Here is a 12,568-nt window from a genome sequence, read left to right on the forward strand (position 1 = left end):
GAGTCCGATTGCCACATCATCACAGAGGAGTGATTCCATGTCAGCCGCTTTCATCGAGCATAGGCCCAAAAGTACGGACGCTAACGCCGCTACGTCGCACTTCACCATCGTGGTCAACGGAACCGACCACGGTACCTTCCCAACCCAAAAGGCCGCCAAGGATAAGGCATGCGCGGATGGGTATCGACCCGTTCACGTTGCTCGTGTTCGGCACCTTCAGGATCGCGCTGATCCTGCCCATTTTCGCGTCGACCCGTGCTGACCCACAAGTAACCCATAGGTGTTAGGTGCTGTCCGGAATTGTCCTCCCCTCAAGCAGCCGCTTCGGCAGTAAAGCATGAAGCGTAGGCAGAACCCGCCGTTAGGTTTTTCGGCCTCCGCTATTTCGGCCGCTACAGGACTTAGTCTGCTAAGGACCGAGTAACGGGGACCGAAGACGGACCGCGACAACCAACGAGACCGCTACCGCTTCGGCGGTCGCTCTCCCGCATCTTGCCCGGGCCTGTCCCGAGCATCCGCGCCGGGCGGCGGCCGGAGCGGCCTCGGAGGGCGGGCGTCATTCTCCGGCGCGCTCAGCAGCACCATCCGGCGTCGATGGCCGGGATGAAGTTTCTGCCCTGTCTTGGAGCTGCGACTTCAACCGTGAACCCGTAGAGACTGAGCACCTAACGCTTCTTGCCCAACTCGGCGGCGATGTCCTTCGTCAGTCTGCCCACCTTCCGATGAGCCGCCGTCAGCTGGTCCTGCGTCACGCCCCAGCGCTTCATCCAGAACTCGACCGCCTTGCGTTCCGACAGATCGAGCCGGTCCTTGTCGATGAACCCACGCTTGTCTTTAAGGCCGACCATGAGGTCCCTCCTGGGCTGGTGATAGGCGATCTCGTGACGGGCGTGACGGCGGCGCGCGACGCATTCGGCGAGCCGGAGCGACACCTCGATCCATCCAAGCTCCAACTGCCGGCCCGCACGACGGACGGCCGGGCCCTGGTGCCGACGAAGCCCGGCAGCGGTCCAGGCCAGGTCGCCGAGCCCATCGTCCGCCGGGCTTCGGTGGCGTGGGACGCAGAGATCGGCCGTAGCCGACACGCCTGCTACCGCGGGTCTAAGGGATCGAACTGGCGGAGAGAGCGGGATTCGAACCCGCGATACGGTTTCCCGTATACACACTTTCCAGGCGTGCGCCTTCAACCACTCGGCCACCTCTCCGTCCGGCGCTGAACGCCGGGCCGGCGCGTCGCCGCGCCGGTCGGCCCCCGTGTGGAGGGGCACGGGCGGGATCTAGCATCGCGGGACGGGCGAGCGCAACCGGGTGCGGCCGCTTTTACCGGCCGATCCATTCCGCTGATGCGGGGCGCTGCCGCCGGCGTATGATGCTGCGCGTGCGGGCCGCGGGCCCGGCCACCAGATGCGGCGGTCCATGGTCCGGTTTCTCCTTCGCGCCCTCGGCTTCTGCCTCGTGGCGGCTGCCTTCGCGGCCCTGGTTGTCGACGGCACCCGGTCCATCGCGGGCGGGCGCCTCCTGCAATACGGGATCGGCGACACGGCGGCCTGGCTCGGCGGGGCGCCCTTTGCCGGCCTGCTCGCCGAGTTGGCCGGGGCGCCGCTGCCGGTCCGGGCGGTGGCGGGCGCGGCGCTTGCGGTGCCGGGCTGGCTGGCCAGCGGTGCGCTGGGGCTGGCGCTGCTCCATGCGGGGCGGCCGCAGGCCGCCCGCCCTGGCTTTTCGAGCCCGGCAACCTGACCGTCGCGGCCGGCGCTCCCTATATCGGGGACATCGCCGTTCGGAAGGATCGCGCCATGCTGTTTCGCAAGACAACCAAGCTGCCCACCGCCGCCGAAGCCCTGCCGGGCCGCCCCGACCCGCTCCCCACGCAGGACCGCCACCTCGTCCTCGGCACGCCGTTGAAGGGACCGTTCCCGGCCGGCACCGAGATCGCCTATTTCGGCATGGGCTGTTTCTGGGGCGCCGAGCGGCTGTTCTGGCGCCTGGGCCGCGGCATCGTGGCGACGGCGGTGGGCTACCAGGGCGGCGAGACGCCGAACCCCACCTACGAGGAGACCTGCACCGGCATGACCGGGCACGCCGAGGTCGTCATGGTGGCGTTCGATGCCGCTGTCGTCTCCTACGAGGCGCTGCTGAAGCTCTTCTGGGAAAGCCACGATCCTACCCAGGGCATGCGTCAGGGCAACGACGTCGGCACCACCTACCGCTCGACGCTCTACACCACGACGCCCGAGCAGCTGGCCGCGGCCGAAGCCTCGCGGGACGCCTATGCGGCAGCGCTGAAGGCCTCCGGCAAGGGGTCGGTCACCACCGAGATCCGGCCGGCGCCGGTCTTCTACTACGCCGAAACCTACCACCAGCAATACCTGCAGCGGAACCCCGGCGGCTATTGCAACCTCGCCGGCACCGGCGTGTCCTGCCCCATCGGGCTCGGCGTGGCGGCGGAATAACCGGCGGCGCCCCGGCCCGTCACTGCGCCAGCAGCACCTGTCGGCAGGCGGCGGGCATCTGGGCCAGCGTGATGGGCGGCTTCGGCCTGGCGTCGGGGTTGGGCCGGGGGTGGAGCACCTCCGGCTTGAACCACCAGGCGAGCGAGGCGTCGCAGCCCTCGCCCGCCGCGACGGGCGGTTGGGCGACGCAGTCCGCGTCGTCGGCCGGGCAGGCGATGCGCACGTGGAAATGGAAGTTGTGGCCCCACATGGGCCGCACCTTGGCGAGCCAGCTTCGGTCGCCGACCGCCTCGCGGCAGATCGCCTTCTTGATCGCCGGGTTGACGAAGATCCGCTCCACCTCGGGCTGCTGCGCCGCCGCCCTGATGAGCGCCAGATGCTGCGGCGTCCATCGCTCCGGGGCCACGTCGAGCCGGTCCGGCCGCACCACGTCGGTGGCCGACATGAACTCCCGCTCCTGGCGCGACAGTTCACGGTGCGGCATCGGGGTGAGCCAGATGTCGGCGTCGAGCCCCACCTGATGGGACGCGTGCCCCGTCAGCATCGGCCCGCCGCGCGGCTGCGAGATGTCGCCGACCAGGAGGCCGGGCCAGCCGTTGATGGTCGGCACCTCGCGGGAGAACCGTTCCAAGAACCCGATGAGCTTCGGGTTGCCCCAGTTGCGGTTGCGCGACAGCCGCATGACCTGCCAGGCCTCGCCGTCGATCGGCAGCGCCTGCGCCCCCGCCAGGCAGCCCTTGGCATAGAAGCCGATCGAGCGCGCCCCCAGGTCGGCGGGCTCGAGGGCGCGGCCGAAGGCCTGCTTGGCTGGCAGCGCGGGGTCGGACGGGTTCGCCAGCGGGGGCAGGGGCTGCCGGTCCAGCGTCCCCCGGTCCTGGCCGGCGGCCGGCCCCGCCGCCTGGAGGCCGGCGCCCGACAGCGCCAGCACCCACCACAGCGCCGCCTGGCCCCGTCGCGTCATGGCGCCCGGCCCCGTCCAGGCCTCATGTCCGCTCGGGCTCGTGGGCGCCGAGCGGGCCGAAGCTCTCGACCACGCTCTCGTAGACCTGCCGCTTGAACGGGATGATGAGCGTGGGCAGGCGCTCGATCCGCTCCCAGCGCCACGCATCGAACTCGGGTTTCAACCCGTGTTCCGGCCGGTCGATGTTGATCTCCCGCTCGTCGCCCTCGAAGCGGAAGGCGAACCATTTCTGCTTCTGGCCGCGGTAGCGCCCCTTCCAGCTGCGCCGCGACAGGTCGGCCGGCAGGTCGTAGCTGAGCCATTGCGGCACTTCCGCCAGGAACGACACCGACGACACGCCCGTCTCCTCGCGCAACTCGCGCAGGGCCGCGGCACGCGGCATCTCGCCCGAATCGATACCGCCCTGCGGCATCTGCCACTCGTAGCCCTGGGCGGCGGGATCGACGGTGCGCTTCGAGCGGCGGCGGCCGATGAAGACCAGCCCCTCGGGGTTGAACAGGGTGATGCCCACGCAGGGGCGGTAGGCGAATTGCGGCATGGCGGACATCCGACGCTCGGCGGTTCACGATCTCCCTCCAATCTCGCCGATTTTCACGCCAGCAGAAGCGGAAACTTGCACGGGAGCGCATTGGAGGCTGGACGAATTGCGACGGCGATGCGACGCAGCCCCGGCCCGCCCCGGGCGACGGCGATTTGCCGGCTCCGGGGCTGGATTTCCGGCGCGCGGCGCCATAGATTGCTGTGGCGGAGCTGCGGGGTGCGTGAGGACTGTATTCCCGGGGCCTTATCGATTCCAACGGGAGCTGTCCCTGTTCTCGACCGTGGTCTTGAGCACACGGCGCCCACCTACGTTGTAGGTTCCCGGGATCGATATCCCACGGCCACTGCGGCCCCGCACTGTTCTCCCGCGTGCGCGTTCTGCCGCGGCTATCCGCCGCGCGCCGCATGAGCGCCCGCGACGCGAAGCACGAGGTTCGCGCTTCCGCCCTCGCGCGTCGCGCCGCGATCGGCCCGGAAGGCCGCTCCGTCCTCGCCGCGGCTTTGGCCCGGCACGGTGTCGAGGCGGCGCGGCGTTTGGCACCGCAGCGTCCCCCCATCGTGTCGGCCTTCCTCCCCATCCGCGACGAACCCGACACGCGTCCGCTGCTGGCGGCGCTGGCCGAGGCCGGGTTCGCCACGGCGCTTCCCGTCACGCCGCCCCGCGGCGAGCCGCTGCGGTTCCGGGCCTGGCGGAGCGGCGAGCCGCTCGCCGCCGGGCGGTTCGGCACCGCCGAGCCCGCCGCGGCGGCGCCGGAGGTGGATCCCGACCTCGTCGTCGTGCCCCTCGCCGCCTTCGACGGGCGCGGCTTCCGCCTCGGCTACGGGGCGGGCTATTACGATGGGGCGCTGGAGCGCCTGCGGCGCCTCAAGCCCGTGTTCGCCATCGGGGTCGCCTTCGCGGCCCAGGAGGTCGACACCGTGCCGACCGAACCGCACGACCAGCGGCTCGACGCCCTCGTCACCGAGCATGGCCTCATGACCTTCGGACCTTCCTGATGCGCATTCTCTTCGTCGGCGACGTGATGGGCCGCTCCGGCCGGGCCGCCATCGCGGCGGAACTCCCGAACCTGCGCTCGCGCTGGTCGCTCGACCTCGTGGTGGTCAACGGCGAGAACGCGGCGGCCGGCGTCGGCATCACCGAAACCATCTGCAACGATATCCTGGCGGCGGGCGCCGATGCCGTCACGCTCGGCAACCACGCCTTCGACCAGCGCGAGGCCCTGGTCTTCATCGCCCGCCAGCCGCGCCTCGTGCGGCCCCTCAACTACCCGCCCGGCACGCCCGGCCGCGGCGCCGCGCTGGTCGACCTGCACGACGGGCGGCGGGCGCTGGTGCTCAACGTGATGGGCCGCGTCTTCATGGACGCGCTCGACGATCCCTTCGCCGGACTCGAGCGCGAGATCGAGGCCTGCCCGCTCGGCCTCGCCTGCGACGCCGTTGTGGTGGACGTCCACGCCGAGGCGACGAGCGAGAAGAACGCCATCGGCCATGTGCTCGACGGGCGCGCCTCGCTCGTGGTCGGCACCCACACCCACATCCCCACGGCCGACCACCGCGTGCTGCCGGGCGGCACCGCCTACATGTCGGACGCCGGCATGACGGGCGACTACGACAGCGTCATCGGCGTCGACAAGGAGGAGCCGATCCGCCGCTTCGTCCAGCGCACGCCGGGCAGCCGCTACGAGCCGGCGGGCGGCCCCGCCACGCTCTGCGGCATCGCGGTCGAGACCGACGATCGCACGGGCCTCGCCGTGAAGGTCGCCCCGGTGCGGATCGGCGGCCGCCTGTCGCCGGCGCTGCCGGATTTTTGGACCTGACGGACCGGCCTCAGCCCCGCATCGGCTCGGCGCGGGGCAATTCCGCCAGCGGCGCCGGCCGCGCGTGCGGGCGGCTGGCCAGCATGGAATCGATGAGCGCCAGGGCTTCGCGCCGGCCGCTGTTCGTCACCTGCTCGAAGGGCGTGAAGGTTTGCCGGAAGTCGAGCGGGGCGAAGACGTCCCGGTAGCGCCGGAGCTCGTTCGGCGTCATCGGGATGCCGCGCACGAAGGCCTTGTGGGTCGAGATGGTGGTGGCGCGGCGGCGGTCGGCGGGGTCGAGTTCGAACTTCAGCGCGTCGCCGCAGAACAGGATGCGGCGGCCCCGGTCGTAGAGGACGGTGTGGCCGTCGAAATGGCCGGCCGTGAGGTGCAGTTCCAGGCCGGGCAACGGCTCCAGCACGGCGTCGAACGGCCAGGTGACGCAGACGGCGCCCGACCAGGCGAGGTCGCCGGGGTGGAGCGCCAGTTCGGGGTCGAACCTGTCCTGCACCTGCCAGAGCGCGCCGTAGCTGTGCGGGTGCGAGGCCGCCAGCACCTGCACGCCGCCGAGGTCCGCGATGAAGGCCAGGGCTTCGGGGCTGAAGGCCGCGCAGCCCTCGAACATTAGGTTCCCGGCGGGGCCTTGCAGCAGATAGCTCATGGAGCCGATGCCGCTGACGGGCTCGTTCCAGAAGCGCCACAGCCCGGGCTCGAGCTCCTCCCAATGGCAGGGGTAGAGCGCTTGAGCCTCGGCGAGCGTGCGGAAGCTCCAGCCCGTCTGCGGCACGACGTGGCGGGCGTCGAGGCAGAGCGGGCAGGCGGGCGGCGCCTCGAAATGGCGCTGCCAGAAGCCGCAATTGTCACAGAAGAATGCCGGCAGATCGAGCGCCCCCGCGAAGGGCAGGTAGCCGGGGCTCACGCTGGCGGGCCCGGACGGACGTGGAACGATGGGCTCTGGCGCAAGGCAGCCTCCGTGGATGATGCGCAGGACATCGGGCGCGGGGTCCCGGGCGTCCAGGGCGCCGCGCGGCTTGACAGTCGGTCGCGGCAGCACCTAACCACGAACACCGCGGGTCGAAGCCCGCCGTCAGCGTTCACGTCGGTCGACGCGCCATCGGCCCCCGGCTGCCCGGGGGACCAGGATCAGGCGCTCCCATGACGACGACCGCACATCCCGCCACCACCTCCTGCACCGCCCTCGCCGGCATCGGGCCGCTGTTCCCCGTGGTGTTCTGCGGCTATCTCGCGCTCGGTCTGCCGCTGCCGGCGCTGGCCCTCCAGGTCCACGACCGGCTCGGGTTCAGCGCCGTCGCGGTCGGCTGGGTCGTCGGCATCCAGTCGCTGGCCACGGTGCTGACGCGCGGCTTCGCCGGCCGGCTCACCGACACGCGCGGCCCGAAGCTCGGCGCCCTGCTGGGCCTGCCGCTAGCGGCCGTCGCCGGGCTGCTCTACCTCGCCTCGGAGGCGGTGGCGGGTCGTCCCGGCCTGAGCCTCGCGCTGCTGCTGGCCGGGCGGCTGGCGCTGGGTCCCGCCGAAAGCCTGTTCCTCACCGGCACCATGGCGTGGGGCATCGCGCGGCTCGGCCCCGCCCGCACCGGCCGCGTCATGGCGTGGCAGGGGATCGGCATCTTCGGCGCCCTGGCGGTCGGCGCGCCGCTGGGCCTCGCCGTGATGGAGCGCTACGGCTTCGCCGCGGTCGCCGCCGCCGCCGCCCTCGTGCCCTTCCTCGGCCTCCTCGTCGCCCTCGCCATCGCGCCGGAGGCCGGCATCCCGGGCCAGCGCCTGCCGTTCCGCCGCGTCATCGCCCTCATCTGGCGGCAGGGCGTCGGCCTGGGCCTGGCCGGCGTCCCCTTCGCGGCGCTGGCGGCCTTCGTCAGCCTGGATTACGCGGCCCACGGCTGGACGGGCGCCGGCCTCGCGCTGTCGGGCTTCGGCGCCGGCTACATCGCCATGCGGGTCTTCTTCGCCCATTGGCCCGACCGGTTCGGCGGCGCCCGCGTGGCGGCGGCCTCGCTCGCCGTCGAGGCGATCGGCCAGGCCGTCCTCTGGGCGGCACCGAATGCCGGGGTCGCCCTCGTCGGCGCGAGCCTCACCGGCATCGGCTTCTCGCTCGTCTTCCCGGCGCTCGGCGTCGAGGCGACGCGGCGGGTGCCGCCGCAGAGCCGCGGCCTCGCCGTGGGCGGCTTCGTGGCCTTCCTGGACCTCGCCATCGGCCTCACCGGACCCTTGGCGGGCTTCCTCGCCGCGGGGTTCGGATTCCCCTCCGTCTTCCTCGCCGGGGGGGCCGCCTGCCTGCTGGCGATCCTGACGCTCGTCGGGCAGGGCGGGGCAGGCCGGCAGGGCTGATCGGAAACCCTGCCGAAGTCAGCAGGGCAGCACACCTCCCGCTATGGCCGGTCCGCCTCGCGGTTCGATCAGGTCCCACCTGTTGCCGTACAGGTCTTCGAAGACCGCGACGACGCCGTAGGACTCGTGACGTGGCGCCTCGACGAAGCGCACACCTCGCGCCGAGAAAGCCGCGGCATCACGGGCGAAGTCGTCCGTCGTCAGGAAGAAGGCGACGCGTCCCCCCGTCTGATGCCCGACGGCGGTTTTTTGCTCGCCCGATGCGGCGTGCGCCAGGAGCAGGTTTGCGCCGCTACCGCCGGGCGGTCCCACGACGACCCAGCGCTTGCCGCCGTCCAACGGCTCGTCGGAGATCGAGACGAACCCCAGTCGACCGACAAAGAACGCGAGAGCCTCGTCGTAATCCGCCACCACCAATGTCACGAGTCCGATCGACGGCATGAGGGTGCGCTCCTTTGTATTAAAACCCGCCTCCGCGCGTTGGCCGACCACATCGTGAGAGACGGGACGCCCGCATGAAGATCGAGAGCCTTGACCACCTCGTCCTCACCGTGGCCGACATCGAGCGGGCCTGCATCTTCTACGAGGCCGTGCTCGGCATGGAGCACGTCGAGGCCGACGGGCGCCACGCGCTGCATTTCGGCACGCAGAAGATCAACCTGCACCAGAAGGACCACACGTTCGAGCCCAAGGCCCGCCACCCGGCGCCGGGCTCGGCCGACCTCTGCTTCCTCACCGCCGTCCCCATGCCGGACGTGCTCACCCATCTCGCCCGCTGCGACGTGCCGCTGGTCGAAGGCCCGGTCGGCCGCTCCGGCGCGACCGGACCGCTGCTGTCCGTCTATGTCCGGGACCACGACGAGAACCTCATCGAGATCAGCAACCTCGTCCGATGAGTTGACGGGTCAGGCGAAACCCGTGGGCAGGGCGCTGTCGTCCTTCAGGGTTTCCATCGAGATCGAGGCCGAGACGTCCGAAAGTTCGACGCGCCCGACCAGGGCCTTGTAGACCGTGTCGTAGTGCTCGACGTTGGGCAGCACCATCTTCAGCACGTAGTCGTAGTGGCCTGTCAGGCGGTGGACCTCGACGATCTCGGGGATGTCGGCGAGGGCGCGGCGGAAGGCGTCGAGCCAGTCCGCGGCGTGGCGCGTCGTCCGCACCATGACGAAGACCGTGGTGGGCACCCGCATGGCCCGCCGGTCGAGGATCGCCACCTGGCGGGCGATGTAGCCGGCCTCGCGCAGCCGGGCGATGCGGCGCGAACAGGCCGAGACGCTGAGCGCCACGCGCTCCGCGAGAACCGTCACCGACGCCTCGGCATCGCGCTGGAGCAGGGTGAGGAGCTTGCGGTCGCGGTCGTCGAGCATGGAAACCAATTTGCGCCGGTCAGGCCTGCAGCGCAAACGGTTGGCGCCGCCGTACGTTATCGCGCCCGGCCCTTGCACGATGCGGCGCTGGCCAAGCTGAAAACGCGCACCGTTTGTTCCGAAGCTGCGCCATGATCTCGATGGGTCAGCGCAGGAGCGACAGCATGAAGACCATCGGCCTCATCGGCGGCATGTCGTGGGAAAGCACCCTCGTCTACTACCGCATGCTGAACGAGGGCGTGCGGGCCCGCCGCGGCGGGCTGCATTCGGCCGCCGTGCTGCTCCATTCGCTCGACTTCGAGTCCGTCGTCCGCCTGCAGAAGGCCGGGCGCTGGGACGAGGCCGGCACCATGCTGGGGGCGGCCGGCGCCGGCCTGGCGCGAGCCGGCGCCGATTGCGTGCTGATCTGCACCAACACCATGCATCTCGTCTCCGAGCCGGTGGAGCGCGCCGCCGGCGTGCCGCTGATCGACATCATCGCCGAGACGGGCCGTGACATCGCCGCCGCGGGGTGCCGGCGCCCGCTGCTCCTCGCCACCCGCTACACGATGGAGCACGGCTTCTACGCCCGGCGCATGCGGGCCGGGACCGGCATCGACGTCGTGGTGCCGGCGGCGGACGACCGCGGGCTGGTGCACGACATCATCTTCGACGAGCTGTGCCAGGGGCTTGTGCGGGAAAGCTCGCGTGCCCGGATGATGGATGTGATCGCCCGCGGCGTCGCCGCCGGGGCCGACAGCGTCATCCTGGGCTGCACCGAGATCTGCCTGCTGCTGGATCCCGGCGCGCTGCCGGTGCCGGGATTCGATTCCACGGCGATCCACGCCCGTGCGGCGCTCGACTTCGCGCTCGGCGCCGAGCGGCCCGCGCTGCGCGACGCCGCCTGACCCCGTGTGCCGCTTCCTCGCCTACCTCGGTGCGCCGAGCCTCCTCGATCGGCTGCTCGTCACCCCCGAGGCCTCGCTGATCGCGCAGTCGCTCGCGGCCCGCGAAGCCAAGACGGTGGTGAACGCCGACGGCTGCGGCATCGGCTGGTACGGCGAGCGCGAGGAGCCCGGCACCTATCACGGCATCCTGCCGGCCTGGTCGGACCGCAACCTCCTGTCGCTGTGCCGGCAGATCCGCAGCCCGATGTTCGCCGCCCATATCCGCTCGGCGACCTCGGGCGACGTGTCGGCGGCGAACTGCCACCCCTTCACCCACGGGCGGCACCTCTTCATGCACAACGGCCAGATCGGAGGCTACGAGACCGTCCGCCGCCGCGTCGACGCGCTGGTCCCCGACGACACCTACGGGCTGCGGCGCGGCAACGGCGACAGCGAGGTAATCTTCCTCGCCGCCCTGGCCCGGGGCCTCGCCGAGGACCCGGTCGGCGCCATGGCGGCGACCCTGGGCGAGATCCTCGCCATCCTGCGCGGCGCCGGCATCGGCAAGCCGCTGCGCTTCGCCGCCGTCCATGCCGACGGGGCGCGGCTGCGGGCCTTCCGTTGGGCCAGCGACGGGCGGCCGCCCTCGCTCTATTGGCGGCACGAGGCCGCCGGGCGCATCATCGCCTCCGAGCCTTTCGACGCGGGGACGGATTGGCGGTCCGTGCCGTCCGGCAGCGTGCTGACGCTCGGGCCGGACGGCGAGGAGCGCTGCGAGCCCTTCACGGTCGATGGCGCGGCTTCGGCAGCGGTCGATGTCCGCGCCGCTTGAGGGCCGATGAAGGGACGCCGGTCCGCCCGCAACGGGGACGGGTCCCTCAGTCCTATCGAGAGGCGTTCCGTCGCGAGCCCGCAACAGTCGCCGAGTCTGCGCGGGCCGGGCTTGCGGCCCGGCGCCGATCCCGTCAGGAACGCGGAACGCCACCCTCCCCGGGAGTCCCCATGTCCTCGGCCGTCGCCGACGTCGCCTCGCCGTCCGCCGCTATCGTCCCGCGGCGGGATCCGCCCCGCGGCTCCTGGCTGCAGCCCGTCTCGACCGGGCTGCTCGCCGCCATCGTGGGATTCGCCTCGACCTTCACCATCGTGCTGCAGGGGCTGACGCGGGTCGGCGCGACCCCGGCCCAGGCCGCCTCGGGCCTGCTCGCCATCTGCGTGTTGCAGGGGGTGATGTCCATCGGGCTCAGCCTGTGGCGGCGCGAGCCGATCTCGATCGTCTGGTCGACGCCCGGCTCGGCCCTGATGATCGCCACGGGCCTGCCGGCCGGCGGCTATCCGGCGGCGGTCGGCGCCCTGCTGTTCGCCGCGGCGCTGATCGTCGTGGCGGGCGTGTGGTCGCCCTTCGGCCGGCTCGTCGGCGCCATCCCGAAGAGCCTCGCCGGCGCCATGCTGGCCGGCATCCTCTTCGGCCTGTGCCTCGCGCCCGTGAAGGCCATGACGGAGGTGCCGGCCCTGGCGGCCCCGATCGTCCTGGCCTGGGCGCTGGCCTGGCGCTTCGCCCGGCCCTATGCGGTGCCGGCGGCACTCCTCGTCACCATCGCCGTCGTGGTCTTCGTCGCCAAGCTGCCGCCCGGCGCCTTCGCCGGGAGCTGGCCCCAGCCGGCCTTCACGCCCCCGAGCCTCGTCTGGGCCACGCTCGGCAGCCTCGGCCTGCCGCTGTTCATCGTCACCATGGCGTCCCAGAACGTGCCGGGCCTCGCCGTGCTGCAGGCCAACGGCTACCGCCCCCGGATCGGGCCGATCTTCGTCGCCACCGGCCTCGGCTCGGCCGTCACGGCCCTGCTCGGCGGCCCGCTGATGAACCTCGCCGCCATCACGGCGGCGCTCTGCGCCGGGCCCGACGCCCATGCCGACCCCGCCCGGCGCTATTGGTCGACCGTGGTGGCCGGCCTCGCCTACGTGGCGCTCGGCCTCGGCGCGGGCGCCGCCGCCGTCCTGGTCACGGCCTCGCCGCCCCTGCTGATCCAGGCCGTGGCCGGCCTCGCCCTGCTGGGCAGCCTCGCCGGCGCCCTCGCCACCGCTCTCGGCGACGAGCGCGAGCGCCTGCCCGCCATCGTCACCTTCGCGGTCGCGGCCTCGAGCATCGTCGTCGCCGGCATCGGCGCGCCGTTCTGGGCGCTGGCGGCCGGGGGCGTGCTGCTCGCGCTGGAGCGTTGGCGCTGAGGCCGATCCGCCCGCTGGACGG

15 protein-coding genes, 1 tRNA gene and 1 other RNA gene are annotated in these 12,568 nt (G+C 71.9%); 10 read left to right on the top strand and 7 right to left on the bottom strand.

Annotated features, from left to right (window positions below; translation table 11 throughout):
* Positions 1 to 665 precede the first annotated feature (665 nt).
* Both D3272_RS27435 and D3272_RS19000 read right to left on the bottom strand, forming a co-directional pair.
* Positions 666 to 1,085, bottom strand: a complete 420-nt coding sequence (locus D3272_RS27435; protein ID WP_165361420.1) for a DUF3606 domain-containing protein — start codon at positions 1,083 to 1,085, stop codon at positions 666 to 668.
* Positions 1,086 to 1,115: 30 nt separating this feature from the next.
* Positions 1,116 to 1,205, bottom strand: a tRNA-Ser gene (locus tag D3272_RS19000).
* 211 nt (positions 1,206 to 1,416) lie between these two features.
* On the opposite strand from D3272_RS19000, the gene D3272_RS19005 reads away from it, so the two are divergent.
* Positions 1,417 to 1,737: a hypothetical protein gene (locus tag D3272_RS19005; RefSeq protein WP_129220794.1), complete on the top strand. Its 321-nt coding sequence runs from the start codon at positions 1,417 to 1,419 to the stop codon at positions 1,735 to 1,737.
* Between the two features lie 56 nt (positions 1,738 to 1,793).
* Positions 1,794 to 2,450, top strand: a complete 657-nt coding sequence (gene msrA / locus D3272_RS19010) for a peptide-methionine (S)-S-oxide reductase MsrA (protein ID WP_129220795.1) — start codon at positions 1,794 to 1,796, stop codon at positions 2,448 to 2,450.
* Positions 2,451 to 2,469: 19 nt separating this feature from the next.
* Here the strand turns inward: msrA and mepA are convergent, their stop codons facing one another.
* Together mepA and D3272_RS19020 are read right to left on the bottom strand one after the other, a co-directional pair.
* Positions 2,470 to 3,411 (bottom strand): penicillin-insensitive murein endopeptidase, encoded by a 942-nt coding sequence (gene mepA, locus D3272_RS19015; RefSeq protein ID WP_129220796.1) that lies wholly within the window; start codon positions 3,409 to 3,411, stop codon positions 2,470 to 2,472.
* A 22-nt stretch (positions 3,412 to 3,433) separates the two neighbouring features.
* Positions 3,434 to 3,949, bottom strand: coding sequence for an RNA pyrophosphohydrolase (locus D3272_RS19020; RefSeq protein WP_129220797.1), 516 nt, complete (start codon positions 3,947 to 3,949; stop codon positions 3,434 to 3,436).
* A 206-nt stretch (positions 3,950 to 4,155) separates the two neighbouring features.
* On the opposite strand from D3272_RS19020, the gene ssrS reads away from it, so the two are divergent.
* The 3 genes from ssrS to D3272_RS19035 all read left to right on the top strand — a co-directional run bounded on the left by ssrS (position 4,156) and on the right by D3272_RS19035 (position 5,768).
* Positions 4,156 to 4,308, top strand: a non-coding RNA gene (gene ssrS / locus D3272_RS19025) — 6S RNA.
* A 48-nt stretch (positions 4,309 to 4,356) separates the two neighbouring features.
* Positions 4,357 to 4,947 carry a 5-formyltetrahydrofolate cyclo-ligase gene (locus tag D3272_RS19030; protein ID WP_129220798.1) on the top strand — a complete coding sequence of 197 codons (591 nt, stop codon included), beginning with the start codon at positions 4,357 to 4,359 and terminating at the stop codon, positions 4,945 to 4,947.
* Positions 4,947 to 5,768, top strand: a complete 822-nt coding sequence (locus D3272_RS19035; RefSeq protein ID WP_129220799.1) for a TIGR00282 family metallophosphoesterase — start codon at positions 4,947 to 4,949, stop codon at positions 5,766 to 5,768. The genes D3272_RS19030 and D3272_RS19035 overlap by 1 nt, the downstream gene beginning before the upstream one ends.
* 10 nt (positions 5,769 to 5,778) lie before the next feature.
* Here D3272_RS19035 and D3272_RS19040 read toward each other — a convergent pair whose 3' ends face one another.
* Positions 5,779 to 6,666, bottom strand: coding sequence for an MBL fold metallo-hydrolase (locus D3272_RS19040; RefSeq protein WP_129220800.1), 888 nt, complete (start codon positions 6,664 to 6,666; stop codon positions 5,779 to 5,781).
* A gap of 236 nt (positions 6,667 to 6,902) precedes the next feature.
* On the opposite strand from D3272_RS19040, the gene D3272_RS19045 reads away from it, so the two are divergent.
* Positions 6,903 to 8,093 carry an MFS transporter gene (locus tag D3272_RS19045; RefSeq protein WP_129220801.1) on the top strand — a complete coding sequence of 397 codons (1,191 nt, stop codon included), beginning with the start codon at positions 6,903 to 6,905 and terminating at the stop codon, positions 8,091 to 8,093.
* A gap of 18 nt (positions 8,094 to 8,111) precedes the next feature.
* On the opposite strand, the gene D3272_RS19050 is transcribed toward D3272_RS19045, so the two are convergent.
* Complete coding sequence (locus D3272_RS19050) at positions 8,112 to 8,534, bottom strand: VOC family protein (protein ID WP_129220802.1); 423 nt, start codon at positions 8,532 to 8,534, stop codon at positions 8,112 to 8,114.
* Positions 8,535 to 8,608: 74 nt separating this feature from the next.
* On the opposite strand from D3272_RS19050, the gene D3272_RS19055 reads away from it, so the two are divergent.
* Positions 8,609 to 8,989: a VOC family protein gene (locus tag D3272_RS19055; RefSeq protein WP_129220803.1), complete on the top strand. Its 381-nt coding sequence runs from the start codon at positions 8,609 to 8,611 to the stop codon at positions 8,987 to 8,989.
* A 9-nt stretch (positions 8,990 to 8,998) separates the two neighbouring features.
* Here the strand turns inward: D3272_RS19055 and D3272_RS19060 are convergent, their stop codons facing one another.
* The gene (locus D3272_RS19060; protein WP_129220804.1) at positions 8,999 to 9,460 is read right to left on the bottom strand and encodes an Lrp/AsnC family transcriptional regulator; all 462 of its coding nucleotides are present in this window, start codon (positions 9,458 to 9,460) and stop codon (positions 8,999 to 9,001) included.
* A gap of 164 nt (positions 9,461 to 9,624) precedes the next feature.
* Between D3272_RS19060 and D3272_RS19065 the strand changes: the two genes are divergently transcribed.
* The 3 genes from D3272_RS19065 (at position 9,625) to D3272_RS19075 (ending at position 12,546) form a co-directional block, all read left to right on the top strand.
* On the top strand, positions 9,625 to 10,347 hold the full coding sequence (locus tag D3272_RS19065) for an aspartate/glutamate racemase family protein (protein WP_129220805.1): 723 nt from the start codon (positions 9,625 to 9,627) through the stop codon (positions 10,345 to 10,347).
* Positions 10,348 to 10,351: 4 nt separating this feature from the next.
* A complete protein-coding gene (locus D3272_RS19070; RefSeq protein WP_129220907.1) occupies positions 10,352 to 11,158 on the top strand; it encodes a class II glutamine amidotransferase in 807 nt (268 codons plus the stop codon).
* A 170-nt stretch (positions 11,159 to 11,328) separates the two neighbouring features.
* Positions 11,329 to 12,546 (top strand): benzoate/H(+) symporter BenE family transporter, encoded by a 1,218-nt coding sequence (locus tag D3272_RS19075; protein WP_129220806.1) that lies wholly within the window; start codon positions 11,329 to 11,331, stop codon positions 12,544 to 12,546.
* The last annotated feature ends 22 nt before the right edge of the window (positions 12,547 to 12,568 follow it).

The organism is Lichenibacterium ramalinae (assembly GCF_004137085.1).
GTDB lineage: Bacteria > Pseudomonadota > Alphaproteobacteria > Rhizobiales > Beijerinckiaceae > Lichenihabitans > Lichenihabitans ramalinae.